Origin of the sequence: Streptomyces musisoli, assembly GCF_016741855.1 — a bacterium.
Classification (GTDB): domain Bacteria; phylum Actinomycetota; class Actinomycetes; order Streptomycetales; family Streptomycetaceae; genus Streptomyces; species Streptomyces musisoli.
This window is the reverse complement of sequence record NZ_JAERRH010000002.1, coordinates 225,872-251,127: the sequence shown is the minus strand read 5'-3', so window position 1 is coordinate 251,127 and position 25,256 is coordinate 225,872. Positions and strand designations below refer to the sequence as shown.

The 25,256-nt window shown below is 73.8% G+C and carries 21 protein-coding genes; 9 read left to right on the top strand and 12 right to left on the bottom strand.

Going from position 1 to position 25,256, the window contains the following annotated elements:
• Position 1 precedes the first annotated feature (1 nt).
• Positions 2-1,075 carry a hypothetical protein gene (locus JK361_RS05065; protein WP_201814439.1) on the top strand — a complete coding sequence of 358 codons (1,074 nt, stop codon included), beginning with the start codon at positions 2-4 and terminating at the stop codon, positions 1,073-1,075.
• 358 nt (positions 1,076-1,433) lie between these two features.
• Positions 1,434-2,579: a lactonase family protein gene (locus JK361_RS05060; RefSeq protein WP_307787216.1), complete on the top strand. Its 1,146-nt coding sequence runs from the start codon at positions 1,434-1,436 to the stop codon at positions 2,577-2,579.
• Here JK361_RS05060 and JK361_RS05055 read toward each other — a convergent pair.
• Both JK361_RS05055 and JK361_RS05050 read right to left on the bottom strand, forming a co-directional pair.
• Positions 2,547-3,272 carry a DUF2470 domain-containing protein gene (locus tag JK361_RS05055; RefSeq protein ID WP_201814438.1) on the bottom strand — a complete coding sequence of 242 codons (726 nt, stop codon included), beginning with the start codon at positions 3,270-3,272 and terminating at the stop codon, positions 2,547-2,549. The genes JK361_RS05060 and JK361_RS05055 overlap by 33 nt on opposite strands.
• Before the next feature lie 81 nt (positions 3,273-3,353).
• Positions 3,354-3,962, bottom strand: a complete 609-nt coding sequence (locus tag JK361_RS05050) for a TetR/AcrR family transcriptional regulator (RefSeq protein ID WP_201814437.1) — start codon at positions 3,960-3,962, stop codon at positions 3,354-3,356.
• A gap of 122 nt (positions 3,963-4,084) precedes the next feature.
• On the opposite strand from JK361_RS05050, the gene JK361_RS05045 reads away from it, so the two are divergent.
• The gene (locus tag JK361_RS05045; RefSeq protein ID WP_201814436.1) at positions 4,085-5,698 is read left to right on the top strand and encodes a cytochrome P450; all 1,614 of its coding nucleotides are present in this window, start codon (positions 4,085-4,087) and stop codon (positions 5,696-5,698) included.
• Here JK361_RS05045 and JK361_RS05040 read toward each other — a convergent pair.
• The 10 genes from JK361_RS05040 to JK361_RS04995 form a co-directional block, all read right to left on the bottom strand.
• Complete coding sequence (locus JK361_RS05040) at positions 5,660-6,502, bottom strand: pentapeptide repeat-containing protein (protein WP_201814435.1); 843 nt, start codon at positions 6,500-6,502, stop codon at positions 5,660-5,662. The genes JK361_RS05045 and JK361_RS05040 overlap by 39 nt on opposite strands.
• 351 nt (positions 6,503-6,853) lie before the next feature.
• Complete coding sequence (locus JK361_RS05035; RefSeq protein ID WP_201814434.1) at positions 6,854-8,083, bottom strand: glycosyltransferase; 1,230 nt, start codon at positions 8,081-8,083, stop codon at positions 6,854-6,856.
• A complete protein-coding gene (locus tag JK361_RS05030) occupies positions 8,080-8,880 on the bottom strand; it encodes a MerR family transcriptional regulator (protein WP_201814977.1) in 801 nt (266 codons plus the stop codon). Before JK361_RS05030 ends, JK361_RS05035 begins: the two co-directional genes overlap by 4 nt.
• 71 nt (positions 8,881-8,951) lie before the next feature.
• Positions 8,952-9,695, bottom strand: coding sequence for a PIG-L deacetylase family protein (locus tag JK361_RS05025; RefSeq protein WP_201814433.1), 744 nt, complete (start codon positions 9,693-9,695; stop codon positions 8,952-8,954).
• A 51-nt stretch (positions 9,696-9,746) separates the two neighbouring features.
• Entirely contained in the window at positions 9,747-11,048 is a 1,302-nt protein-coding gene (locus JK361_RS05020; protein WP_201814432.1) for an alpha/beta fold hydrolase, read from the bottom strand.
• Between the two features lie 98 nt (positions 11,049-11,146).
• Positions 11,147-12,172: a LacI family DNA-binding transcriptional regulator gene (locus JK361_RS05015; protein WP_201814431.1), complete on the bottom strand. Its 1,026-nt coding sequence runs from the start codon at positions 12,170-12,172 to the stop codon at positions 11,147-11,149.
• Positions 12,173-12,399: 227 nt separating this feature from the next.
• On the bottom strand, positions 12,400-13,476 hold the full coding sequence (gene rhaS / locus JK361_RS05010) for a rhamnose ABC transporter substrate-binding protein (RefSeq protein WP_201814430.1): 1,077 nt from the start codon (positions 13,474-13,476) through the stop codon (positions 12,400-12,402).
• Between the two features lie 149 nt (positions 13,477-13,625).
• The gene (locus JK361_RS05005; protein ID WP_201814429.1) at positions 13,626-14,594 is read right to left on the bottom strand and encodes an ABC transporter permease; all 969 of its coding nucleotides are present in this window, start codon (positions 14,592-14,594) and stop codon (positions 13,626-13,628) included.
• Positions 14,587-15,657 carry an ABC transporter permease gene (locus JK361_RS05000; RefSeq protein ID WP_201814428.1) on the bottom strand — a complete coding sequence of 357 codons (1,071 nt, stop codon included), beginning with the start codon at positions 15,655-15,657 and terminating at the stop codon, positions 14,587-14,589. The genes JK361_RS05005 and JK361_RS05000 overlap by 8 nt, the downstream gene beginning before the upstream one ends.
• Complete coding sequence (locus tag JK361_RS04995; RefSeq protein WP_201814427.1) at positions 15,654-17,171, bottom strand: sugar ABC transporter ATP-binding protein; 1,518 nt, start codon at positions 17,169-17,171, stop codon at positions 15,654-15,656. Before JK361_RS04995 ends, JK361_RS05000 begins: the two co-directional genes overlap by 4 nt.
• Positions 17,172-17,437: 266 nt before the next feature.
• Here JK361_RS04995 and rhaI point away from each other — a divergent pair, with 266 nt between their 5' ends.
• The 6 genes from rhaI (at position 17,438) to JK361_RS04965 (ending at position 25,246) form a co-directional block, all read left to right on the top strand.
• Complete coding sequence (rhaI, locus tag JK361_RS04990; protein ID WP_201814426.1) at positions 17,438-18,598, top strand: L-rhamnose isomerase; 1,161 nt, start codon at positions 17,438-17,440, stop codon at positions 18,596-18,598.
• Positions 18,599-18,789: 191 nt separating this feature from the next.
• Positions 18,790-20,829, top strand: coding sequence for a bifunctional aldolase/short-chain dehydrogenase (locus JK361_RS04985; protein WP_201814425.1), 2,040 nt, complete (start codon positions 18,790-18,792; stop codon positions 20,827-20,829).
• Positions 20,826-22,274: a rhamnulokinase gene (locus JK361_RS04980; RefSeq protein WP_201814424.1), complete on the top strand. Its 1,449-nt coding sequence runs from the start codon at positions 20,826-20,828 to the stop codon at positions 22,272-22,274. Before JK361_RS04985 ends, JK361_RS04980 begins: the two co-directional genes overlap by 4 nt.
• Before the next feature lie 79 nt (positions 22,275-22,353).
• On the top strand, positions 22,354-23,109 hold the full coding sequence (locus JK361_RS04975) for a (Fe-S)-binding protein (RefSeq protein WP_201814423.1): 756 nt from the start codon (positions 22,354-22,356) through the stop codon (positions 23,107-23,109).
• Positions 23,106-24,608, top strand: a complete 1,503-nt coding sequence (locus JK361_RS04970; RefSeq protein ID WP_201814422.1) for a lactate utilization protein B — start codon at positions 23,106-23,108, stop codon at positions 24,606-24,608. Before JK361_RS04975 ends, JK361_RS04970 begins: the two co-directional genes overlap by 4 nt.
• The gene (locus tag JK361_RS04965) at positions 24,605-25,246 is read left to right on the top strand and encodes a LutC/YkgG family protein (protein ID WP_201814421.1); all 642 of its coding nucleotides are present in this window, start codon (positions 24,605-24,607) and stop codon (positions 25,244-25,246) included. The genes JK361_RS04970 and JK361_RS04965 overlap by 4 nt, the downstream gene beginning before the upstream one ends.
• The last annotated feature ends 10 nt before the right edge of the window (positions 25,247-25,256 follow it).

The window sequence follows — 25,256 nt, the reverse complement described above, 5'->3', positions numbered from 1 at the left end:
GATGAGCGGTGCCGAGGTCCGGATCGACGGCAACAGTCTGCGGCTGCCGGGCGGGGTGGTGGTCCGGTTCGTGCGCACCCTGCGGCTGCCGGAGAAGGGCACGCATCCGCTGCCGCCGGGACTGGGCGAGTTCCCGGTCCGGCGGGTGGCCGACTTCGCCGACCGGGTGCCGGAGGAGTGGCGGAAGCGCGGCGGCGTGATGCTGCCGGTGTATCTGCGCGAGGCCATGTGGCTGAGTTTCGCCGGCACGACGGAGCCGGCCGCGCTCCAGGTCGGCGTGGGCAAGGTGTGCGCGGTGTCCGGCAAGCCGTGGCGGAACGGACTGACCCGGCGCCCGCAGAACTATGTGGTGCTGCCCCGTCAGCCCTGGCTGGACGGCATCAACTCCGGCAAGGGCACGGTCCGCCAGTTCGTCGCCGTCCCGCTGGGGCTGGGGGCGACCGTGGAGGGCCAGGTCACCGGCGAGGAGGTGTGGGGCGGGGTGCAGCTCCAGTCGTTCCCGCTGAAGGACGAGGTGCTCGCCGAGTGGCGGCGCCGGGAGCGGGAGCGGCAGGCCGAGGCGTTCCCCGGCTACGGCGCGGCCGCGCCCGTGGCCGCGCCGGCCCCCGGCGGCCCTCCGGGGTCGCCGCCGCCCGCGCCCGCCATGGCCTTCGGCGCACCTGCGCCCCCGGCCGCGGCGCCCCGGCGGCGCGCCGCGGCCATGGGGCTCGGCGTCGGCGGCTCGATGCGGCAGGAGGTCTACCGGGACGACCGGTCGCTCAAGGACTGGGCCGAGGAACCGGCCGGGCGGGTGTTCGTGCACCTGGTGACGCCCCCGGAGTGGCGCCGGATCACCGGCGAGGCGCCCCCGCCGTCGCCGGTGGACCGGGCGGCGTACACCCGGGCGGGCCTGCCCTGGTACGACTACTACGACGACGATGCCGAGGACCTCGCCCCGACGGACACCCTGGGGGGCGTCAAGGCGGTCGGCGAGTGGCTCGGGGATGATCTGGACCCGTGGCAGGCCCCCTCCCCCGGCCAGGTGACGCCCCTGAAGGACGCGCCGGGCAAGCCGGTCGAGGACGGGGACTGGTAGGGCCGCCCGGTCCGGCCTTCGCCACCTGACCCGGCCGCCTCGGCCCGCCGGTCCGCGGCCTGGTCCGGCTCGGCCTCGCGGTCGCGGGCGGCCACCGCGGGCGCCGAACGGCTCACCGGCGGCCTCCCGGCGCAGACTCATCCGGCAGCCTCCCGGCGGGTTGCATCGTGCGCAACGCTTGTTGCCCGCCTTGCCCCGAGGGGTGGATGCGGGCCAAGGTGTCTGTCACGAACGGGTGACCGACGACCTGAGGTACGGCATGGACACGGAGGCACGGGCGGCGGAAGAGGGGTCTCCGCGGCCCCGGCGGGACCGGCGGCGCGGCGGCGGGTGGACCAGGCGCCGGTTCGTCGGGGCCGTGGCCGGCACGGCGGCCGTCGTGGCGGTGCCGTCCCCGGCGGCCCCGCCGGCCGGGGACGGCAGCCCGTCCGAAGAGAGCGGGCCGAGGGCCGCCGCGCCCGCCCGGAAGCCGTCCGGGCCACGCCCGCTGTACCTCGGCACCTATACGTCCGCCGAGGGCGGCGGCACCGGCATCGGCCTGGCGTCGTACGACCCGGAGTCGGGCCGGATCACGGGGTCGGGCACGCTCACCGGAGTCCCCGACCCGTCGTACCTCACCGTCCACCCGGACGGCCGCACCCTCTACGCGGTGGACGAGCGGCAGGACGGCGGGGTGACGGCCGTACGCCTCGCCGACCGGCGGGTCCTGGGCACCCGGAGCACCGGCGGCGCGGGCCCCTGCCATCTGTCGGTGCACCCCACGGGGCGCTGGCTGCTGACCGCCGACTACGGGTCGGGCAGTGTCGCCGTGCATCCGATCGACGCCTCGGGTGCCCTGGGCGAGCGCACCGACTCGGTCAGGCACGGCTCCCCGCCGCCCGGCCCCGGGCAACAGGGCCCGCACGCCCACCAGTTCCTCACCGGCCCGGACGGCGGACACGTCCTCGCCGTCGACCTCGGCACCGACACCGTGTACACCTACCGCCTCGACCTCACGAAGGGCACGCTCGCGGAGGTGGCGCGGGCGCACACGCGGCCGGGCGCCGGTCCCCGCCATCTGACCTTCCATCCGGGCGGCCGGTACGCCTATCTGGCCAACGAGGTCGACGACACCGTGGCCGTCTGCGCCTACGACCCGCGGTCCGGCAGGCTGGACATCGGCGAGCCGCAGCCGACGGGCTCGGACGGCGGCACGAACTATCCGGCGCAGTTCCTGGTGACGGCGAACGGCCGGTACGCCTTCCTCGCCAACCGGGGGCACAACAGCCTCGCGCGGTACGCCGTCGAGGCCGACGGGGCCCGGCTGCGGCTGCTCGGCACCGTGCCGGCGGGCGGGGACTTCCCGCGGCAGATCGCGTTCTCGCCCGACGGCCGGCTGCTGTTCGCGGCGAACCAGCGCTCCGGCACGGTCACCGTCTTCCATGTCGACGCCGGCGACGGCGGCCTCCGCCCGGCCGGGGAGCCGTTCGCGTCACCCGTCGCCGTCTGCGCGCTGCCGCTGTAGCGCCCGAGGGCAGGCGGCGGCACTGGCCTGCGCCAGGAGTGCGTGCATGCGCTCGGTGAGCTGGGTGACGTCGTCGGCGGGCGTGTGGAAGGGCAGGCGGACGTCGCCGTGGGCGCGGGTACGTTCGATGCGCAGGGTCAGGCCGTGCCGGTCGACGGCGAGGGGTGCCACCCGGGTCGCGGCGTGCAGGCTCTCGGGGCGCACCAGGCGGGTGAGCCGCTCGACGGCGTCCGGGTGGACGTCGGCGAGGTGGGTGAGCAGCCGGGCCTCGGCGTCGGCGAGGGGGTCGGGCCGGGCCCCGGTGAACTCGTCCAGGTCGACGACCACGGGACCGGATGCCTGCCGGAGCACGACCCGGGTGGGCCGGAGGAGGAGCGCTCCTTCGTCCGGGGCGAACCAGCCGGACAGCCACAGCCGGGCGCGGATGCGGTTGCGCACCGGCACGGGGGCCACGTCGGCGAACTCCAGCAGTGCGGAGGGCTCTTGGCGCGGGGCGCACAGGGCCGCCGCGAACAGGCCGCTGTCGTCGGGCACCGCCAGCCGTACCGCGCCGTCCCCGGTCACGGTGTGCGCGCCGACGTACTCCTCGCGCACGCCGTCCGCGGTCACCGCGCACGACCATGCGGCGGCCAGTACCGAGCGTGCCCGTTCCGCCGCGCCGGGGGCGGCCGTCCAGTCCTGCGTGTCACCCATCCCGCAACCTCCTTAGGTAAGCCTTGCCTAACCTATCGAAGATCGGGGCGCGCGCCAACCACGCCGTACCGGCGGACGGGGTTACGCGAGGACGCCCAGCAGGGCGCGGGCGCACAGGTCGCGCACCTGCTCGCGGCTCAACTCACCCTCGCCGCGCAGCCATTCGAGACAGACCGCGGTCGTGAAGGCGAGCCAACCGCGCACCGCCAGGCGCACCTCGGGCGCGGCCCCGAAGACCGGCCCGAACTCGGGATCGGCGGCGAGCGCGGCCAGGATCTGCTTCTCCTGTGCGGCCAGCGCCTGCCGGTAGACCCGGCGCACGGTCTGGTCGCCGGCCGCGTCGGCGCGGTGGAAGGCGCGGAAGCCATGGGCGTGGGCCTGGACGTAACCGAGGTAGGTGTCGAGGCCGGCGGTGAGCTGCTCACGCGCCGGCACGCCGGGCTCGGCCGCCGTCATCCGCAGCATGCGGGCGCTCTCCCGCTCCACGACGGCGGCGAAGAAGTCCCGCTTGGTCGGGAAGTAGTGGTACAGCAGCCCCCGCGAGACACCCGCGATCTCGGCGACCTGCTCGATCCAGACCTCGTCGTAGGGGCTCTCCGAGAACAGCCGCGCGCCGACCGACAGCAACTGCTCGCGCCGCTCCTCGGTGCTGAGCCGGCGCCGGGCGCGCTCCCCCTGGTTCGCGGGCATGGCGTCACTTTACTTGACGTCCGTTCAACAAGAGGACGACACTGGGATCACGTTATTGAACCCACGTACAACACGCGCGCGTCACAGTTCCAACCATCCGCTGGATCAAGGGAGATCGCGTCATGGCGGAGACGTTGCAGACCACGGGTACCGGGCTGCCGAAGGGTTTTCGAAGCGCCGAGCAGGGCTGGCCCGAGCTGCGCCGCATCCCGCGTCCCCCACACCGGCTGCCGCTCCTCGGCGATGTGCTCGGGGCCGACCGGCGCCGGCCGCTCCAGGACTCGATGCGCTTCGCGCACGAGCTGGGCCCGATCTACCGGCGGCGGGCCTTCGGCAAGGAGTTCGTGTTCGTGTGGGGCGCGCGGCTCGTCGCCGACCTCGCCGACGAGTCGCGGTTCGCCAAGCACGTCGGGCTGGGCGTCGCCAACCTGCGGCCGGTGGCCGGGGACGGTCTGTTCACCGCCTACAACCACGAGCCCAACTGGCAGCTGGCACACGACGTCCTGGCCCCCGGCTTCAGCCGTGAGGCCATGGAGGGCTACCACGGCATGATGCTGGCCGTCGCCGGCCGGCTCACCGACCACTGGGACCGGCAGCTGGCGGCCGGGCGCACGGTGGACGTCGCCGGAGACATGACCCGGCTGACCCTGGAGACGATCGCCCGGACCGGCTTCGGGCACGACTTCGGCTCCTTCGAACGGGACCGGCCGCACCCCTTCGTCACGGCGATGGTCGGCACGCTCACCTACGCGCAGCGCCTGAACAGTGTTCCCGGGCCGCTGGCCCCGCTGCTGCTGCGCGCCGCCGCCCGGCGCAACGCGGCCGACATGGAGCACCTCGACCGCACGGTCGACGAGCTGGTCGCCGCCCGGCGCCGGTCCGGCGGCGGCGAGGGGGACCTGCTGGACCGCATGCTGGCGACCGCGCACCCCGTGACCGGCGAGAAGCTGTCCCCGGAGAACGTCCGCAAGCAGGTGATCACGTTCCTGGTGGCGGGCCACGAGACCACCTCGGGGGCGCTCTCCTTCGCCCTGTACTACCTGGCCCGGCACCCCGAGATCGCCGCCCGGGCCCGCGCCGAGGTGGACCGGGTCTGGGGCGACGCCCCGCTGCCCGGCTACGACCGGATCGCCAAGCTGCGCTACGTCCGCCGGGTGCTGGACGAGTCACTGCGGCTGTGGCCGACCGCGCCCGCCTTCGCCCGCGAGGCCCGGCAGGACACCCTTCTCGCCGGGGAACATCCGATGCGCCGGGGCGCGTGGGCCCTGGTGCTGACGCCGATGCTGCACCGCGCGCCGGAGGTGTGGGGCGAGGACGCCGAGCGGTTCGACCCGGACCGCTTCACCGCGGAGGCGGTACGGGCCCGGCCGCCGCACACGTTCAAGCCCTTCGGCACCGGCGCACGGGCCTGCATCGGCCGCCAGTTCGCCCTGCACGAGGCGACCCTCGTCCTCGGCCTGCTGCTGCGCCGCTACGAGCTGCACGCCGAGCCCGGCTACCGGCTGACCGTCGCCGAGCGCCTCACCCTGATGCCGGAGGGGCTGCGGCTGCGACTGGAACGGCGGCAACCCCCCGCAGGGGCCGGGGACGGTGCCGGCCTGCGGCTGCGCAGCGCGGGCGCGGCCCGCCACGACGGACCGCGGACGGAGGACGGCGCGGCGCGGCACACGGGGGCACTCCCACTGGAGCACCCGGCGTCAACGAACGGCTGTCCAGTGCACCGGGCGGCCGACTGACCCGGGCAGCCTGGTGCCGAGGCTGCCCCGCGCCGCGTTGAGCTGCGGCTGGGTGAGGAAGAAGGCGCCGGTGAGGTCCGCGTCGGTCAGGTCGGCGTCGCGCAGGTCCGCGCCGATGAGGTCCGCGCCGCGCAGATCGGCACCGGTGAGGTCGGCGGCGATCAGGTAGGCGCCGCGCAGGCTCGCCCCGCGCAGGTCGGCGCCCTTGAGGCGGGCGCCGATGAGGTCCGCGCCCCGCCGGTCCTTGCCCTTCCCCCGGCCCTTGCCGCCGACGCCGGCCCGGGCCAGCTCGCTGGTGCGCAGCAGGAGGACGTTGACCTCCTGCCGGTGCGCGGCCACGTCCAGCGCGGCCAGTTCCCCGGGGGTCCCCCGGGTGAGCCGCTCGGTCTTCTCCCGTGCCTGCCGCAGCTCGGGGTGGACGGGGCGGGCGGCGGGCAGGGACAGCGCCTCCGTGACGTACCACAGCAGTTCGTGCAGCTGCCGTACGACCGGGAACACGTCGAACATCCGGCGCGCGTGCTCCTTCGAGCCCGTGCGCCAGTCCTGCCCGCCGAAGCTGACCTGGGAGACCTTCTGGCCGGCGCCGAAGCAGTCGTAGACCGTGCAGCCGGTGAAGCCCTTCTGCCTCAGGTCGGCGTGGACGCCGCAGCGGTGGTCGCCCTGGAGGTTCGGGCACGGCTTGCCCGCGGGCTTGTCCAGCGCGAAGTCGGCGGAGCGGGCGAAGGGCAGGGCGACACAGCACAGCCCGAAGCACTGTGCGCAGTCGCCGCGCAGGTCGGAGGGGTCGGTCATCTGGTCCGGCATGCCCACAGCCTACTGACCCGCACCGCCGCACCGCCCGTCACCGGTCACCGCTGGGACGGTGACCGGTTGGCCGTTCACCACCGCGGGGGCGGTCGGAGCGGTGGGGGCTGGTCACCGCACCGGGGCGGGATCGGCGAGGCCTGTCACCGCACGGTGGCGAACCGGTGGGGCCGGCCGCCGCGCCGGGGATGCGGCCGGTGAGGCCGATCGCCGGACGGGCGGACCGGTGAGGTGGGTTGTCACCACACAGGGCGGACCCGTGCGGCCCGTCGCCGGACGGGCGGACCGGTGAGGTGGGTTGTCACCACGCGGGGCGGACCCGTGGGGTCGGTCGTCGGGCGGCGTCGCCCGTCATACGGGGGCGCCGTCGGTCCGGGACAGCCGCTCGACCGCCTTGACCACGAGGCCCGCGCCGTCCTCGCCGGCCATGTGCCGCGCGGCCCCCGCGGCGGCCCGGGTGTACCCCTGCCCGCTCGTGACCAGGTCGAGCGCGACGGCGAGCCGTTCGGCGGTCAGGGCACGCAGCGGAATCGGCTCGGGGGCGGCGCCGAGCGCGGCGAGCCGGGCGGCCCAGAACGGCTGGTCCGCGGTGACCGGCACCGCGACCGCCGGCACTCCGGCGCGCAGCGCGGCGGCCGTCGTGCCCGCCCCGGCATGGTGGACGACCGCGGCCAGCCGCGGGAACAGCAGGGCGTGCGGCACCTCGCCGACGGTGATCACATCGTCCCCGTCGGCGGCGAGCCCGGCGGCTCCCGACTGGAGGATGCCGCGCAGTCCGGCGCGCCGGAGCGCGTGCACGGCCAGCTCGCTCAGCCGCTCGCCCTCTCCGGACGCCATGCTCCCGAAGCCGATGAGGACGGGCCGGGGCCCGGCGTCGAGGAAGTCCTCCAGGGCCGCGGGCAGCCGTTCGGCGGGGCCGAGGTGGGGCCAGAGGGTGCCGGCGACCTCCAGCCCGGGCCGCCAGTCGGCGGGCCGCGGCACGAGGGCCGTGCTGAAGCCGTACAGCACCGGCCAGTTGGCCTTCTCCCGGCGCCGGCGCATCGCGGCGGCGGACAGCGGCGGCAGCCCGAGCCGGCGGCGCAGCGCGGCGACCGCCGGTTCGTACACACGGTCGGCCATGCGGAGGGCGAACCGGCCGGCCGCCCGGTTGCCGGCCCGGCCCAGTGAACGGGTGCCGGTGATCACGGGCGGGAAGTCGCCGGTCGGTGCGGTCGGCTGGAGGTGGACGCCGAGGCTCGGGATGCCGGTGGCCTCGCTGAGGTGCCAGCCGAGCTGGGCCGTGGTGGCCGACAGCAGGAGCAGGTCCGTACCGTCGGCGACCGCGTCGGCGAATCCCCCGCCGAGTTCCGTGACGAACGCGGCGGCCGTACGCATCAGTTCCCGCCGGCCGGCGGGCTTCCCGTGCGCCCGCGGGTCGGCGGGCAGCCGCCGGAAGCCCAGCCCGGCGCCCTGGGCGAGGGAGGCGAAGCCATCGGTGGCGGCCAGCGTCACCTCGTGCCCGGCGCGGGCCAGTTCGGCGCCGACGCCGGTGTAGGGGGCGACGTCGCCGCGTGATCCGGCCGTGGCGATCAGGATTCTCATGGGTGCTCCTCGGAGTCGGTGCGGGAGCCGTCACGGCGGGAGGCGTTGGCGTGGATCGCCTTGCTCACGTAGGCGGCGAGGCCGGGACGCTGCTGTGACGGCGGGACGAGGAGGGCGAAGGCGCGCGGGTCGGCGGCGAGGTCGTCCGCGATGCGCCGGTGCGTGTCCGGCGGGCAGGGGGTGAACCAGCGGGTCAGATGGCGGCGGTGCCGCTCGGCGAGGTCCATGGCCAGCCCACCGTCGGCGGGCTGGTCCGCGTCGAAGGCGGCGAGCAGCTCGGCCCGCCAGGCGGCGGCCTCGTTCATGAGCTGCCGCCAGTCCTCCTTGGTGTGGGCCCGGGCCCTGGCCATCGCCTCGCGGTACGCGGCCGAGTCCCGCCACTTCAGCTGTGCCTCGGTGGCGTAGCTGAGGTCGAAGGAGATCTCGCCGAAGACCTCGAAGCGTTCCTCGGGGGTGAGCGCCACTCCGGTCCGCTGGACCTCGATGGCCTGCTCGGCCACCTCCGCGAGGCGTTCCAGCCGGGCGATCTCCTCACGCAGCCGCCGCTGCCTCTCCCGCAGGTGGTGCAGGGCGTCGGCCTGTGGGTCGCGCAGGATGACGGCTATCTCGTCGAGCGGGAAGTCCAGTTCGCGGTAGAAGAGGATCTGCTGGAGCCGGGCCAGGTCGGCGTCGCTGTAGAAGCGGTAGCCGGCGGGGCTGCGTTCGCCGGGCGAGAGCAGCCCCGCCTTGTCGTAGTGGTGCAGTGTCCGCACGGTCACCCCGGCGAACGCCGCCACCTGTCCCACCGAGTAGCCCATCTGCCTGCCCTTTCGTCCGCTCACAGCCTCAAGCCTGACGTAAGGGGAGGGTCAACTCGGCAGGGCGTCGGCTATCGGCCGAACAGCTCGAAGGACACCGCGGGCCGGCCGCCGAAGCGCTTGCCGGTGGCGGTGGTGGTCTCGGTCAGGAAGTCGCGGACGTAGGCTTCCGGATCCTGGTCGGTCAACGCCTCCAGGTAGGTGCGGTGTTCGAGCAGCGAGCGCATCGCCCGTTCCAGGCCGGGCGTGGCGTCGACGGCATGGGTGGGGGCGCTGGAGCCGGCGACGGCCACCCAGCGGACGCCGTTCCACGGTTCGAGGCCCTGCTCGGCGAGTTCGGGGAAGATCCAGCGGTTGCCGGCGTCGGCCGCGGCGTCCAGGGTGGCGCGGCCGACGGCGACGTGGTCGGGGGTGTTCCAGACGACACCGCCCCACGTGTCACGGTGGTTGAGGGTGATGATGAGTTCGGGGCGGTGGCGGCGGATCGCGGCGGCGATGTCGCGGCGCAGCGCGGGGCCGTACTCGATCACGCCGTCCCGGTGGTCGAGGAACTCCACGGTGTCGACGCCGACCACGGCCGCGCTGGCCCGCTGCTCGCGCTCGCGCAGCGGGGCGCAGCGGGCGGGGTCCAGGGTGTCTATGCCGGCCTCGCCGCGGCTGGCCAGCACATAGGCGACCTCGCGTCCGGCGTCGGTCCAGGCGGCGACGGCCGCCGAGCAGCCGTACTCCAGGTCGTCCGGGTGGGCCACCACGGCCAGGGCGCGCCGCCAGTCGTCGGGCAGGGGCAGCAGCTCGGTGATCTTCGCCTCGGTCATGGGCCGCACACTACGCGCACACCGTCCCGCGCCCCCTGCCGGGGCGCTGGGTCACACCTCGTCGCGGGCCAGCGCCAGCAGTCGGTCCAGGACGCGCGGCGCGCCCGTGCGCAGGCCGTCGTGCTCGAACTCGTCGGTGACCCAGGTGCGCAGGCCGCGGATGGCGCGGGCGGTCCCCAGCGAGTGGGCGGTGTCGACGTACATGTCGTCGTGGTAGACGGCCGCGGCGACGGGGACCTCGTTGGCGGCGAGGCGGGCGGGGTCGTACAGCGGGCGCCAGTCGGTGCGGGCGGCGAGCAGTTCGGCCGTCTCGCGCAGGGGCCGCAGGGCCGGGTCGGCGTCGAACGTCCAGGGGTGGACGGTCTCGCCGGTGAAGAGCACGGGACCGTCGCCCGCGAGCGCCTTGGCCGCGTCGAACTGCGGGAAGTCGGCGCGGACGCGTTCGGCGGCCCAGGCGGTGGGGCGGACGTCCTGTCCGTAGATCGACTCGTGGACGAGGGCGTAGAGGGGGTGCGAGGCGTACGACAGCAGGGCCTGCGCCTGTTCCTGGAAGGCGTCGGACAGCTCCGGGCCGCCGGGGGTGCGGACGAAGGCGTCCTCCAGCAGGTGGTGCAGCCGGTGGCTGCCGTCGCCGGTGCCGAGCATCAGGCCCAGGGACTGGAAGGCCTCCACCGTGAGGCGGTAGCCGTTCGGCAGCACCACGTCGTGCCCGAGGAGGTGGTCGGCGATCCGCCGGGCCCGCTCCACGTCCTGCGGGTAGCGGGCGTAGTGGGCGGTGACCTTGCGCTCGATGCGCGGGTAGGCGGCGCGGTAGACGTCGTCGGCGTGGGCGTGCAGGCCGGGCAGCCCACCGGTGATGATCGCGGTGTGGACGCCCTCGGGGGCGAGGGAGAGGTACGAGACCGTGCAGAAGCCGCCGAAGCTCTGGCCGAGCACGGTCCACGGGGCGCCGCCGGTGAGCTGGGGGCGGATGGCCTCGCAGTCGCGGACGATGGAGTCGGCGCGGAAGTGGGTGAGGTAGTCGGCCTGGGCGGCCGGGCCGCCGCGCAGCGGGAGCGTCTGCCGGGTGGCGGGCGTGGAGCGCCCGGTGCCGCGCTGGTCGAGCAGGAGGACGCGGAACTCCTTCAGGGCCCGGTCGAGCCACGCCTGACGTCCGACGAAACGATTCGCCCCGAATCCGGGGCCGCCCTGGAGGTACACCAGCCAGGGCAGGTCCTGCCCGGCCTTGTCGCTCGCCACGGCCTCGCGGGCGTACAGCTCGATGGTCTCGCCGCCCGGGTCGGCGTGGTCCAGGGGCACGGTGAAGTGACGGTCGGTGAGGACGACGCCGGGCTGGCGGTAGCTGAGGCTCAACGAATCTCCCGGGACGGACGGCACGGACGCGTCCCAGTTCAGCACAGGATCGCGGCCGGGCCGAAGGCCGGGATCATGGATTGTCACTGAACTTCGGGTCAGCGCGCGACCAGGCTGGAGCGGCGCACCACCAGCTCCGGCTGGAGCACCACCCGACGGTGCTCGTGGGTCTTCGGCCCCTCTCCCTGCTCGGTCTCCTCAAGGAGCAGTCCGGCGGCGAGGGCGCCCAGGGTGACGGCGGGCTGGCGTACGGAGGTGAGGGGTACGGCCGCCGCCGCGGCGAACTCGATGTCGTCGTAGCCGACGATCGCCAGCTCGTCCGGGACGGCCACGCCCGCCGCGTACATGGCCTGGAGGACGCCGAGGGCGAGCAGGTCGTTGGCGCAGAACACGGCGGTGGGACGGTCGGCGAGGCCGAGCAGGCGGGCGCCCGCGTCCCGGCCGGCGGCCACGTCGAGGCGTTCGGTGGGCAGCTCGCGCAGCGCCTCGGGGCCGAGCCCGGCCTCCGCCAGGGCGGTCAGCGCGCCGGTGCGCCGGTCGCGGACCTGGTTGAGCCCAGGCGGACCACTGACGTAGGCGATCGAGCGGTGCCCGGCGTCCACCAGATGGCGCACGGCGAGCGCGCCGCCCGCGACGTCGTCCACGGAGACCGAGCACTCGGTGGTGCCCTCGGCGACCCGGTCGACCAGCACGAAGGGGATGCCGTGCCGGCGGAAGGTCTCGATGTTGCGGCCCGTGGCGTCGGCCGGGGTGAGCAGCACGCCGCGCACCCGCTGCTCGGCGAAGAGCGAGAGGTACTCCGCCTCCTCGGCCGCGTTCTGCGCGCTGTTGCACACCATCACGCCGAGCCCCGCCTCCCGGGCGGCCCGCTCGGCGCCGCGCGCCACGTCCACGAAGAACGGGTTGCCCATGTCGAGCACGAGCAGCCCCATGATCCGGCTGCGGCCCGCCCGCAGCTGACGCGCCGACTCGCTGCGGACGTAGCCGAGCCGGTCGATCGCGGAGAGCACCCGGGCCCGGGTCTCTCCGGCGACGGTGTCCGGGCGGTTGATGACGTTGGACACCGTGCCCACCGACACTCCGGCGGCGCGGGCGACATCCTTGATACCCACCGACTGGGCCATCGGGCTTCGGACCTCCAGGGAACGAGGGCGGCGGGACGACCTTCACATTACCGTCACGCCGGCAGGGCGAAGTCGGCCGCGTGCGGGCGCCGGGGCCCCGTGCCGGCGGAAGCCGAGCCGGTCAGGAGCAGAACCGGGCGGGACCGGACCGGGCGGGACCGGACCGGGCGGCGGCCGTTCCGGGCGGAAGTGGGAGGCGGCGCGCCGGGACGGCCGTGCCGCGCCGGTCAGAAGTCGAACCGGTCGATGTTCTTCGCGTCGAACACGGTCGGCCTGCCCAGGTTGATCACGCCGTCCTTGCCGATGGTGTACGTCGTCCCGCCGGCCCTGAAGCTCTCGCCCTCCCTGCCGCTGATCTGCCCCGAGGCCAGGGCCACCGCGGTACGGGCCGCGAGGTCGCCGAGCTTCGCCGGGTCCCACAGCTCGAAGGCGTCGACCGTGCCGTTCTTGACGTACTTGCGCATGTCGTTGGGGGTGCCGAGGCCGGTGAGCTTGACCTTGCCCTTGTACTTGGCCCCGGACAGGTACTGGGCGGCGGCCTTGATGCCGACCGTGGTCGGGCAGATGATCCCCTTCAGACCCGGGTGTTCCTGGAGCAGGCCCTGGGTCTGCTGGAAGGACTGCTGGGCGTCGTCGTTGCCGTAGGCGATCTCGACGAGCCTGATGTCCTTGTACTTCGGGTCCTTCAGCTCGTCCTTCATGAAACCGATCCAGGTGTTCTGGTTGGTCGCGGTCTGCGCGGCCGACAGGATCGCGATCTCGCCCTTGTAGCCGATCTGTTCCGCGAGCAGCTGTACCTCGGTGCGGCCCAGGTCCTCGGCGCCGGCCTGCGAGACGAACGCGTTGCGGCAGCCGGGCGTGGTGTCGGAGTCGTAGGTGACGACCTTGATGCCGTTGCTCATGGCCTGCTTCAGCGCGGTGCACAGGGCGCCCGGGTCCTGCGCGGACACTGCCATGGCGTCCACCTGCTGCTGGGTGAGGGTGTTGACGTAACCGACCTGGCCGCTGGTGTCGGTGGCGCTGGAGGGGCCCACCTCCTTGTAGGCCGAGCCGAGTTCGGTGAGCGCCTGCCGGCCGCCCTTGTCGGCGCTGGTGAAGTAGGGGTTGTTGACCTGCTTGGGCAGGAAGCCGACGGTCAGCCCCTTCTTGGTGGCCGCGTTCGGGTCGGCCTTGCCGGCGGTGGCGGCGGCGTTGTCGGCCTTGACGTCGTCCTTCGTGGTGCCGCCGCAGGCGGTGAGGGCGAGGGCGAGGGAGGTGCCCGCGGCGAGGGCGGCGCAGGAGCGGCGGATGACGGATTTCGGCATGACGAGGGTCCTTTGCTGGGGGCGTGGCCCCTTTCCAGGGGCGCGGGGCTGTGGGAGGGCAGGCGGCTACCGCCGTGCGGGAGGGGCGCGGGGCTGTGGGTGGGCAGGCGGCTGCCGCCGTGCGGGCGCGGCCGGCCGCGAGAGGGCGGTCAGCCGGACGACTGGGCCCGCAGGACGGCGATCTGCCGTGCCACCCGCGGTCCGAGCACGGACAGGACGAGCAGCACACCCGTGACGACGATCTGCGACTGGGCGGAGACGTCCTCGAGGCTCATGACGTTCTGCAACGCGCCCAGCAGAAACACCCCGGCGATCGCACCGCCCAGCGTGCCCCTGCCCCCGTCGAAGTCGATCCCGCCCAGCAGCACGGCGGCGACGACCGAGAGTTCGAGCCCCGTGGCGTTGTCGTAGCGGGCGCTGGCGTAGTGCAGGGCCCAGAAGACGCCCGTCAGTGCCGACATGAGCCCGGTGGCGACGAACAGGAGGAGCTTGGTGCGCCTCACCCGGATCCCGGCGAACCACGCCGCCTCCTCCCCCGCTCCGATCGCGAACAGCGACCGTCCGAACGGCGTGGCGTGCAGCACGACCACGGCGATCGCCAGCAGCACCAGGAAGGGCACGAGAGCCCGCGGTACGAAGGTCCCGCCGAGCCGGCCCGCCGCGAAGTCCAGGTACCGCGGAGGGAAGTCGGTCACCGCGTCGGAGCCGAGCACGATCTGTGCGACACCCCGGTACGCGGCGAGCGTGCCGATCGTCACCGCGAGCGAGGGAAGCCCGAGCCGGGTCACCAGCAGGCCGTTGAGCAGCCCGCACACCACTCCCAGCAGCAGGCACAGCGGGATGATCGTCTCGATGGGCAGGCCCGCGTTCCACAGCCTGCCCATCACCGCTCCGGACAGCCCGGCGGTCGACGCCACCGACAGGTCGATCTCTCCGGAGACGACGAGCAGGGTCATCGGCAGGGCGATCAGCGCGATCGGAAGCGTGTTGCCGATGAGGAACGACAGGTTGAGCGCGTTGCCGAAGCCGTCGACGAAGCCGAACGACAGCAGCAGGACGATCAGCAGCGTGCCGACGACGGTGTCCCAGCGGATCGCGCGGGTGAGCGACTCAGGCACCGGCCTTCTCCTTCGCCATGGCGGTCCTCCTGGGGGCCGACTTCTTCTTCAGGGCGGCGGCCACCCGCAGCGCCACGATCCGGTCGACGGCGATGGCGAGCAGCAGCAGGACGCCGTTGATGGCGAGCACCCACACGGAGCTGACGCCGAGCGCGGGCAGCACGCTGTTCACCGAGGTGAGCAGCAGCGCGCCGAGGGCGGCGCCGTAGACGCCGCCGGAGCCGCCGGTGAAGGCGATGCCGCCGACCACGACGGCGCTGACGACGGTGAGTTCGTAGCCGTTGCCGGTGCCGGAGTCGACGTTGCCGAACCGGGCCAGGTACATCGCTCCCGCCAGACCGGCGAGGGCGCCGCAGACGGTGTACGCGGTCAGGATCCGCCTGCGGACCGGGATGCCGGCCAGCCGGGCCGCCTCCGGGTTGGAGCCGAGGGCGTACAGCTCCCGCCCGCTGCCGAAGTGCCTGAGGTAGTACGCGGTCACGACCAGCACGACCAGCGCGATCGACGCCGGCCAGGGCACCGCGGAGATACCGCCGGACCCGAAGTCGACGAAGCCGCCGGGGAGATCGGCCGCGGTGATCTGGCGGGCGCCGACCCAGATGGAGTCGACGCCCCGGATGATGTACAGGGTGCCGAGGGTGACGACGAGGGCGGGGACCTGGCCGAGGCTGACGAGCAGGCCGTTGAGCAGCCCGAAGCCTATGCCGAGCAGGACGGCGAGGAGGACCGCGACCACCGCGTTCCCGCCGCCGTGCAGCCAGGTGCCGGCGGCGAAGGCGCTGATCCCGAGCGTGGAGCCGACGGACAGGTCGACGTTGCGGGTGAGGACGACCAGCGACTGGCCGGTGGCGACCAGCACCAGGATGGTCGCGTTGAGGAGCAGGTCCTTGATGCCCTGCTCGGAAAGGAACTCGCTGTTGCCCGCCTGGGTGACGGCGATCATCACCAGGAAGACGGCCAGGACGGCGAGTTCGCGCATCCTGAAGACGCGCTCGACGAGCCGGGTGCCGCTCGACCGGGGCACTTCGGTGACGGGGGTGTCGTCCGTGGTGGTCACCGTCATGCGGCGGCCCTCCCGGTGGCGGCGGCCAGCACGCTCTCCTCGGTGGCGTCGGCGCGCGGGATCTCGGCGCTGATCCGGCCCTCGTGCATGACGAGGACCCGGTCGGCCATGCCGAGGATCTCCGGCAGGTCGGACGAGATCATCAGGACGGCCACTCCGTCGGCGGCCAACTCGGCCAGCAGGCGGTGCACTTCGGCCTTGGTCCCGACGTCGATGCCCCGGGTCGGCTCGTCGACGATGAGCACCTTGGGGCCGGTGGCGAGCCATTTGGCGAGGACGACCTTCTGCTGGTTGCCGCCGGACAGGGTGGAGACGGCGTCCGCGATCCGGGCGTACTTCACCTGGAGCCGCACCGCCCAGTCCAGGGACCGGCTGCGTTCGGCGCCCCGGTCCATCAGTCCGGCGCGGGCGGTCGTACGCAGGCCGGTCAGGCCGATGTTGCGTTCGATGGACAGGTCCATCACCAGCCCCTGGGCCCGCCGGTCCTCCGGCACGAGGGCCAGTCCGGCCGCCATCGCGGCGGACGGCGCGCCCTTGGGGAGCCGCCGCCCGGCCACCTCGACCTCGCCCGCGTCCCAGCGGTCGATGCCGAAGACGGCCCGGGCGACCTCGGTACGGCCGGCGCCCACCAGTCCGGCGAGGCCGACGATCTCTCCGCGCCGCACCTCGAAGGAGACGTCGGTGAAGACGCCCTCCCGGGTCAGCCGGCGCACGCCCAGCGCGACATCACCGGTCTGGGCCCGCCGCTCGGGATACAGCTCGGCCAGTTCGCGGCCGACCATGCGGCGGACCAGGTCGTCCTCGGTCATCTTGTCGAGGGTCTCGGAGGCGATCCGGGTGCCGTCCCGCAGCGTGGTGACCTTCTGGCAGATCCGGAAGATCTCCTCCAGCCGGTGGGAGATGAACAGCACGGCGGTGCCCTGCTCGCGCAGGGTCCGGACGACGCCGAAGAGCCGGGCGACCTCGCTGCCGGTGAGGGCCGCGGTCGGCTCGTCCATGATCAGGACCCGGGCGTCGAAGGACAGCGCCTTGGCGATCTCCACGATCTGCTGGTCGGCGATGGACAGTCCGCGGGCGGGCCGGTCGGGGTCGAGGCCGACGCCGAGCCGCCGCATCAGCGCGGCCGTCGCCGCGCGGGTGGCCTTGTGGTCGATCCGGCCCAGGGCGCGCCTGGGCTGCCGGCCCATGAAGATGTTCTCGGCGATCGACAGGTCGGGGAAGAGCGTGGGCTCCTGGTAGATGACGGCGATGCCGGCGTCGCGGGCGTCGCCCGGGCCGTGGAAGACGACGGGCTCGCCGTCGAGCAGCACCTGCCCGGCGTCCGGGCGGTGCACTCCGGCGAGGGTCTTGATCAGTGTCGACTTGCCCGCGCCGTTCTCGCCGGCGAGTGCGTGCACCTCGCCGGGCAGCAGTTCCAGGGAGACGTCCCTCAGGGCGCGTACGGCACCGAAGGACTTGGAGACGCCCTTCAGCGCCAGCACCGGGGCCGGTCCCGTGTCAGGCGGGTGGGTCATGGGGGCTCCTCGACGACACCGGCGCAGGGCCGTGAGGCCGAGCGATGTCGTGAAAGGTTTCAACTGGATGGCCGGGACGGTAGGCACCGCAGCCATGTCGCGTCAATGGGTCCGCAGCGAAAAACTTTCCACAGCCGTAGCCCTTTAGGGGGCGCACGGGGCGGGGTCGGCCGGAGTGCTTGACACCCCTCGGGGCGGCACCTAGCTTGCCCTTCTGAATCGTTTCACACGTTCAGCCGTTCCGCCCACCTCACAGGAGCCCTGAAGTGACCGACCTCGCCGCGGTGAAGGCCGCGCTCAAGACCCAGGCCGTCGAGACGCCGTCGTGGGCGTACGGGAACTCGGGCACCCGGTTCAAGGTGTTCACGCAGGCAGGAGTGCCGCGCTCGCCGTGGGAGAAGCTCCAGGACGCGGCGCAGGTGCACGCGTTCACCGGGGTGGCGCCGACGGTGGCCCTGCACATCCCCTGGGACACCGTGGAGGACTACACGACGCTCGCGAAGTACGCCGAGGAGCGGGGGGTGCGGCTGGGCGCGATCAACTCCAACACCTTCCAGGACGACGACTACAGGCTGGGCAGCATCTGCCATCCGGACGCGGCCGTGCGGCGCAAGGCCGTCGGACATCTGCTGCGCTGCGTCGACATCATGGACGCCACCGGGTCCCGCGATCTGAAGCTGTGGTTCGCGGACGGTACGAACTACCCCGGGCAGGACGACGTCCGGGCACGCCAGGACCGGCTGGCCGAGGGACTGGCCGAGGTGTACGCCAGGCTCGGGCACGGGCAGCGGATGCTGCTGGAGTACAAGCTCTTCGAGCCGGCGTTCTACACGACGGACGTGCCGGACTGGGGCACGGCCTACGCACACTGCCTGAAGCTCGGCGAGCGGGCGCGGGTGGTGGTGGACACCGGACACCACGCACCGGGCACCAACATCGAGTTCATCGTCGCCACGCTGCTGCGGGAGGGCAGGCTCGGCGGGTTCGACTTCAACTCGCGGTTCTACGCGGACGACGACCTGATGGTGGGGGCGGCCGATCCCTTCCAGCTGTTCCGGATCATGTACGAGGTGGTGCGGGGCGGGGGGTTGACCCCGGAGGTCGCCTTCATGCTCGACCAGTGCCACAACATCGAGCCGAAGATCCCGGCGGTCATCCGGTCGGTGATGAACGTCCAGGAGGCCACGGCCAAGGCGCTGCTGGTCGACCGGGACGCGCTGGCCGGGGCCCAGGCCGCCGGGGACGTGCTGGGTGCCAACGCCGTGCTGATGGATGCATACGACACAGACGTGCGCCCGTTGCTGCGTGAGGTGCGCGAGGAGATGGGGCTGGCGCCCGATCCCCTGGCGGCGTACCGGCGTTCGGGATGGGCCGAGCGCATCGTCGCCGAGCGGACCGGCGGCGAGCAGGCCGGCTGGGGGGCGTGAGCGGCCGCCGGGTCCCGCCGGCTGCGGGCAGCGGGCCGTGCGCGGCCGCTCGCACCCGCGCGGCGCAGCCGCGGTCGGCACCACCCCGCACCCCGCCGTACGTGACCGATCGCGCCCGCGCGGCGCAGCCGCGGTCGACACCGCCCCGCGCCCCTCTTCGTGCCTCCCTGCCCTGAAAGGAACCGGTACCCATGGCAACCCATCCCGAAGTCGCCGCTCTCCTCGCCCGCTCCCACCGCCTCGGCGCCGACCCCCGCAACACCAACTACGCCGGCGGGAACGCCTCCGCCAAGGGCACCGCCACCGATCCCGTCACCGGTGCGGACGTGGAGCTGATGTGGGTGAAGGGGTCCGGAGGCGACCTCGGCACCCTCACCGGCTCCGGGCTCGCCGTGCTGCGGCTGGACCGGTTGCGGGCGCTCGTCGACGTCTATCCGGGTGTCGAGCACGAGGACGAGATGGCGGGCGCCTTCGACTACTGCCTGCACGGCAGGGGCGGGGCCGCGCCCTCCATCGACACCGCCATGCACGGGCTGGTGGACGCTCCCCACGTGGATCACCTGCACCCGGACTCCGGTATCGCGCTCGCCTGCGCGGCGGACGGGGAGAAGCTGACCGCCGAGTGCTTCGGGGACAGCGTGGTGTGGGTGCCGTGGCGGCGGCCCGGGTTCCGGCTGGGGCTGGACATCGCCGCGGTCAAGGAGGCCAACCCGCGCGCCGTCGGCTGCGTTCTGGGCGGGCACGGCATCACCGCCTGGGGCGACTCGTCCGAGGAGTGCGAGCGCAACTCGCTGCACATCATCCGCACCGCCGAGGAGTTCCTCGCCCGCCGGGGCAGGGCGGAACCCTTCGGACCCGTGATCGCCGGCTACGAGCCGCTGCCCGGGCCCCGCCGCAGGGAGCGGGCCGCCGCCCTCGCGCCGTACGTCCGCGCGCTCGCCTCGCAGGACCGGCCGCAGGTCGGGCACTTCACCGACTCCGACGTCGTGCTCGACTTCCTCTCCCGCGCCGGGCACCCCCGGCTGGCCGCCCTCGGCACCTCCTGCCCCGACCACTTCCTGCGCACGAAGGTGCGGCCGCTCGTCCTCGACCTGCCGCCGGCCGCACCCCTCGACGACGCCGTCGCCCGGCTGCGGGAACTGCACGCCGCCTACCGCGAGGAGTACGCCGCCTACTACCGGCGGCACGCCCTGCCCGACTCCCCCGCCATGCGCGGCGCCGACCCCGCCGTCGTACTCGTCCCGGGTGTCGGCATGTTCTCCTTCGGCCGGGACAAGCAGACCGCCCGCGTCGCCGGGGAGTTCTACGTCAACGCCGTCAACGTGATGCGCGGCGCCGAGGCCGTGTCGGCCTACGCGCCGATCGAGGAGGCCGAGAAGTTCCGCATCGAGTACTGGTCGCTGGAGGAGGCCAAGCTCCGGCGCATGCCGGAGCCCAAGCCGCTCGCCACCCGGGTCGCGCTCGTCACGGGTGCCGGCAGCGGGATCGGGAAGGCCATCGCGCACCGGCTGGTGGCGGAAGGGGCGTGTGTCGTCGTCGCCGACCTGGACGGGGGGAGCGCCGCGCGGGTGGCCGGGGAGCTGGGCGGGGCGGACCGGGCCGTCGCCGTCACCGTCGACGTGACGGACGAGGAGCAGATCGCCGCCGCGTTCCGGGCGGCCGTGCTCGCGTTCGGCGGGGTGGACCTCGTCGTCAACAACGCCGGGATCTCCGTCTCCAAGCCGCTGCTGGAGACGACCGCCGCGGACTGGGACCTCCAGCACGACGTCATGGCCCGCGGGTCGTTCCTGGTGTCGCGGGAGGCGGCCCGCGTGATGACCGCGCAGGGGCTGGGCGGCGACATCGTGTACATCGCGTCGAAGAACGCCGTCTTCGCCGGGCCGAACAACATCGCCTACTCCGCCACCAAGGCCGACCAGGCCCACCAGGTGCGGCTTTTGGCCGCCGAGCTGGGTGAGCACGGGATCCGGGTCAACGGCGTCAACCCGGACGGGGTGGTGCGCGGATCCGGGATCTTCGCCGGCGGCTGGGGGGCGCGGCGGGCCGCGGTGTACGGGGTGCCGGAGGAGAAGCTGGGCGAGTTCTACGCGCAGCGGACCCTGCTCAAGCGCGAGGTGCTGCCCGAGCACGTGGCCAACGCGGTGTTCGCGCTCACCGGCGGGGACCTCACGCACACCACCGGGCTGCACATCCCGGTCGACGCGGGCGTGGCGGCCGCGTTCCTGCGATGAGCGCGGGCGTGAAGGCGTACGCGGCCGTCGACCTGGGCGCGTCCAGCGGGCGTGTCATGGTGGGCAGGGTGGGCCCGGACTCGGTGGAGCTGAGCGAGGCGCACCGGTTCCCGAACCGGCCGGTACGGGTGCCGGAGGGGCTGCGCTGGGACGTGCTGGCGCTGTACGGCGGTGTCCTGGACGGGCTGCGTGCGGCGGGTCCGGTCGACTCGGTGGGCGTGGACGGCTGGGCGGTCGACTACGGTCTGCTGGATGCCGACGGGGCCCTGCTCGGCAACCCGGTGCACTATCGCGACACCCGCACCGAGGGGGTCGCGGAGAAGGTGTGGGCGACCGTGCCGGCGTCGGAGCTGTACGCGGCGACGGGCATCCAGCACGCGCCGTTCAACACCCTCTACCAGCTCACGGCCGCCCGGTCGACCGCCCAGTTCGCGCGCGCGGCACGGGTGTTGCTCATCCCGGACCTGCTGACGTACTGGCTCACCGGCGAGCTGGGCACCGAGCTGACCAACGCCTCCACCACCCAGCTCGTCGACCCCCGGACCCGGACCTGGTCGTCCGAGGTCGCCGAGCGGCTGGGCATCGACCTCGGCCTGTTCGCGCCGCTGCGGCAGCCGGGCGATCCGGCCGGGACGCTGCGGCCGGAGGTGCTGGCGGAGACGGGGCTCGCCGGCCCGGTGCCGGTGACGGCGGTCGGCTCGCACGACACCGCGTCGGCGGTCGCCGCGATCCCGGCGTCCGTGGAGCGCTTCGCCTACATCTGCACCGGCACCTGGTCCCTGGCGGGCCTGGAACTGTCCGCTCCGGTGCTCACCGAGGAGAGCCGGGCGGCGAACTTCACCAACGAGCTGGGGCTCGACGGCACCGTGCGCTACCTGCGCAACATCATGGGGCTGTGGCTGCTCCAGGAGTGCGTACGGGCGTGGGGCGGGCCGGATCTCGGGCTGCTGCTGCGGGAGGCGGCCGGCGTGCCGGCGCTGCGTGCGGTGGTGGACGCCGGGGACGAGGCGTTCCTGGCGCCGGGGCGGATGCCGCAGCGGATCGCCGAGGCGTGCCGGGCGTCGGGTCAGCCGGTGCCGGCGACGCGGGCCGAGGTGACCCGGTGCATCCTGGATTCGCTCGCCCTCGCCCACCGGCGTGCCGTGCTGGACGCGCAGCGGCTGGCCGACCGTCCGGTGGACGTGGTGTACCTGGTCGGCGGCGGCACCCGCAACGCGCTGCTGTGCCAGCTGACGGCCGACGCCTGCGGCCTGCCGGTGGTGGCCGGCGCGACCGAGGCGGCGGCCCTCGGCAACGTCCTGGTGCAGGCCCGCGCGCACGGGCTGGCCGGCGACCTGCCGGCCCTGCGCCGGCTGCTCATCCGCACCCGGCGCCGCACCCGGTACACACCCCGCGGGGGCGCCGGCCCGTGGCGGGCGGCCGAGGCGCGGCTCGCCGTGCGGTGAGCCGCGGTCTCCTCCCGCCGGGACCTGCCCACTACCCTGCACTCGTCCGACGACCGACGACCGACGCCGAGGAGCCGCGATGCGTGTCGCCCTGTTCCTGACCTGTGTCAACGACACGCTGTATCCGGACACCGGGCGGGCTGTGGTGAAGCTGCTGACCAGGCTGGGTGTCGAGGTCGATTTCCCGGCGGCCCAGAGCTGTTGCGGGCAGGCGCACTACAACACCGGCTACCGGCACGAGGCCGAGCCGCTGGCCCGGCACTTCGCCGATGTCTTCGGGGAGTACGAGGCGATCGTGACCCCGTCCGGGTCGTGCGGGGCGATGGTGCGGGAGCTGTATCCCCGCATGGGTGAGCGGGCCCGGGCCGAGGGGCGCGGGGACGGCCTCGCCCGGACGCTGGCACCGGTGGTGCCGAAGACCTACGAGCTGACGGAGTTCCTGGTGGACGTGCTGGGGGTGACGGACGTCGGCGCCCGGTACCCGCACAAGGTCACCTACCACCCCACCTGTCACGGGCTGCGCGGTCTGGGGCTCGGTGACCGGCCGCGCCGGCTGCTGCGTGCCGTCAAGGATCTGGAACTGGTCGAGCTGCCGGGTGCCGAGGAGTGCTGCGGCTTCGGCGGCACGTTCGCGCTGAAGAACGCGGACGTGTCGACGGCGATGGGCGTGGACAAGGTGCGCAACGCGGAGTCGACGGGCGCCCAGGTGCTGTGCGCGGCCGACAACTCGTGCCTGATGCACCTCGGCGGGACCATGAGCAGGCTGCGGTCGGGCATGCGGCCGGTGCACATCGCGGAGATCCTGGCGAGCACGGAGGAGGAACCGGCGGTATGAGCGGAACGTTCGTCGGCATGCCCGGGTTCCCCCCGGCCGCCCACCCGGCCTTCCCCGCGGCCGCGCACGACGCCGTCCACAACCCCACGCTGCGCGCCAATCTGCGGCACGCCACCCACACCATCCGGGCCAAACGGGCGAGGGCGGTGGGCGAGTTGTCCGACTGGGCGGCGCTGCGCGAGGCGGGCCGGCGGATCAAGGACCACACCCTGCGCCATCTCGACCGGTATCTCGTGCAGTTGGAGGAGTCGGTCACCGCGGCCGGCGGGACGGTGCACTGGGCGGCGGACGCCGACGAGGCGAACCGGATCGTCGCCGGTCTGGTCCGGGCCACCGGTGAGTCGGAGGTCGTGAAGGTCAAGTCGATGGCCACGCAGGAGATCGGCCTCAACGAGGCGCTCGCGCAGGAGGGCATCCGCGCCTACGAGACGGATCTCGCCGAGTTGATCGTCCAGTTGGGCGAGGACCGCCCCTCGCACATCCTGGTCCCGGCCATCCATCGCAACCGGGGCGAGATCCGGGACATCTTCCGTACCGAGATGGGCAAATGGGGCCGCCCGGCCCCGGAGGGCCTGACGGACACGCCCGCCGAACTCGCCGAGGCGGCCCGGCTGCACCTGCGGGAGAAGTTCCTGCGGGCCAGGGTCGGCGTCTCGGGCGCGAACTTCATGGTCGCCGAGACCGGCACCCTGGTCGTCGTGGAGTCCGAGGGCAACGGGCGGATGTGCCTGACCCTGCCGGAGACGCTGATCTCGGTCGTCGGCATCGAGAAGGTGGTGCCGACCTGGCGGGACCTGGAGGTCTTCCTCCAGACCCTGCCCCGTTCCTCCACGGCCGAGCGGATGAACCCGTACACCAGCATGTGGACCGGCACCACGGACGGGGACGGGCCGCGCACCTTCCATCTGGTGCTGCTCGACAACGGCCGCACGGACACGCTCGCCGACGAGGTCGGCCGCCAGGCGCTGCGCTGCATCCGCTGCTCGGCCTGTCTGAACGTGTGCCCGGTGTACGAGCGGGCCGGCGGGCACGCGTACGGCTCGGTGTACCCGGGCCCGATCGGCGCCATCCTCAGCCCTCAACTGCGGGGCACGGGAAGCGAGATCGACGCCTCCCTGCCCTATGCGTCGAGCCTGTGCGGGGCCTGCTACGAGGTGTGCCCGGTGGCCATCGACATCCCCGAGGTGCTCGTCCATCTGCGGGAGCGGGTGGTGGAGGGCGGTCCGGCGGTGCGGCAGGGCAACAAGGTGGTGCTCCGGCCGGCGAAGGGGCACGCGGCCGAGCGGGCGGCGATGCGGGCGGCGCGCTGGGCGTTCACGCATCCGGGCGCCCTGGGCGCGGGCCAGCGGCTGGCCTCCCGGACGCGCCGGCTGCATCCGCGCACACTGCCGGGCCCCGGCCGGGCGTGGAGCGGCACGCGGGACCTGCCGGCCGTGCCGCCGGAGCCGTTCCGGGACTGGTGGCGGCGCACGCACGGCGGAAAGGACGGCGCGGCATGAGCAGCAGGGAGCGGATCCTCGGCCGGGTGCGGCGCGCGCTCGCGGACGTGACACCGGACGAGCGGCCGTACGAGGAGGCGGTGCCCCGGGAGTATCTGCGTGAGCACGGGGACCGTACGGCCGGGCAGACGGTGGAGCTGCTGGCGGAGAACCTGGCGGACTACCGGGCGATCGTGCACCGCTGCACGGCAGAGGAGGTGCCGGACCTCGTCATGCGGCTGCTGGCCCGGCGCGGCTCCCAGGAGGTGCTGGTCCCGCCCGGGCTGCCGCCGCAGTGGCTGGCCGCCGCCGATCCCGTCCGGATCCACGACCGGGCGGCGCACACCGCAGCGCGGCTGGACCGGGTGGACAGCGTGGTGACGGGCTGCGCCGTGGCGATCGCCGAGACCGGCACGATCGTCCTCGACGGCTCACCGGAGCAGGGCCGGCGCCGTATCTCGCTCATCCCGGACCACCACATCTGTGTCGTCCGCGTACCGGACCAGGTCGTCTCCTCCGTTCCGCAGGCCCTCGAACGCCTCGATCCGGCACGCCCGTCGACGTGGATCTCGGGTCCGTCGGCGACCAGCGACATCGAGTTGGACCGGGTGGAGGGCGTGCACGGCCCGCGCACGCTGGAGGTGATCCTGCTCGGCTGACCCTCCACCG

Bases quoted from the DNA above. Each gene is read 5' to 3' on its own strand.
- JK361_RS05025 (WP_201814433.1), bottom strand. From the start codon at position 9,695: ATGACCGAGGCGAAGATCACCGAGCTGCTGCCCCTGCCCGACGACTGG.
- JK361_RS04970 (WP_201814422.1), top strand. From the start codon at position 23,106: ATGAGCGGAACGTTCGTCGGCATGCCCGGGTTCCCCCCGGCCGCCCAC.
- rhaS (WP_201814430.1), bottom strand. From the start codon at position 13,476: ATGCCGAAATCCGTCATCCGCCGCTCCTGCGCCGCCCTCGCCGCGGGC.
- JK361_RS04975 (WP_201814423.1), top strand. From the start codon at position 22,354: ATGCGTGTCGCCCTGTTCCTGACCTGTGTCAACGACACGCTGTATCCG.
- JK361_RS04995 (WP_201814427.1), bottom strand. From the start codon at position 17,171: ATGACCCACCCGCCTGACACGGGACCGGCCCCGGTGCTGGCGCTGAAG.
- JK361_RS05055 (WP_201814438.1), bottom strand. From the start codon at position 3,272: ATGGGTGACACGCAGGACTGGACGGCCGCCCCCGGCGCGGCGGAACGG.
- JK361_RS05045 (WP_201814436.1), top strand. From the start codon at position 4,085: ATGGCGGAGACGTTGCAGACCACGGGTACCGGGCTGCCGAAGGGTTTT.
- JK361_RS05000 (WP_201814428.1), bottom strand. From the start codon at position 15,657: ATGACGGTGACCACCACGGACGACACCCCCGTCACCGAAGTGCCCCGG.
- JK361_RS05065 (WP_201814439.1), top strand. From the start codon at position 2: ATGAGCGGTGCCGAGGTCCGGATCGACGGCAACAGTCTGCGGCTGCCG.
- JK361_RS05040 (WP_201814435.1), bottom strand. From the start codon at position 6,502: ATGCCGGACCAGATGACCGACCCCTCCGACCTGCGCGGCGACTGCGCA.
- JK361_RS05015 (WP_201814431.1), bottom strand. From the start codon at position 12,172: ATGGCCCAGTCGGTGGGTATCAAGGATGTCGCCCGCGCCGCCGGAGTG.
- JK361_RS04980 (WP_201814424.1), top strand. From the start codon at position 20,826: ATGAGCGCGGGCGTGAAGGCGTACGCGGCCGTCGACCTGGGCGCGTCC.
- JK361_RS05050 (WP_201814437.1), bottom strand. From the start codon at position 3,962: ATGCCCGCGAACCAGGGGGAGCGCGCCCGGCGCCGGCTCAGCACCGAG.
- JK361_RS05030 (WP_201814977.1), bottom strand. From the start codon at position 8,880: ATGGGCTACTCGGTGGGACAGGTGGCGGCGTTCGCCGGGGTGACCGTG.
- JK361_RS05035 (WP_201814434.1), bottom strand. From the start codon at position 8,083: ATGAGAATCCTGATCGCCACGGCCGGATCACGCGGCGACGTCGCCCCC.
- JK361_RS04965 (WP_201814421.1), top strand. From the start codon at position 24,605: ATGAGCAGCAGGGAGCGGATCCTCGGCCGGGTGCGGCGCGCGCTCGCG.
- JK361_RS04985 (WP_201814425.1), top strand. From the start codon at position 18,790: ATGGCAACCCATCCCGAAGTCGCCGCTCTCCTCGCCCGCTCCCACCGC.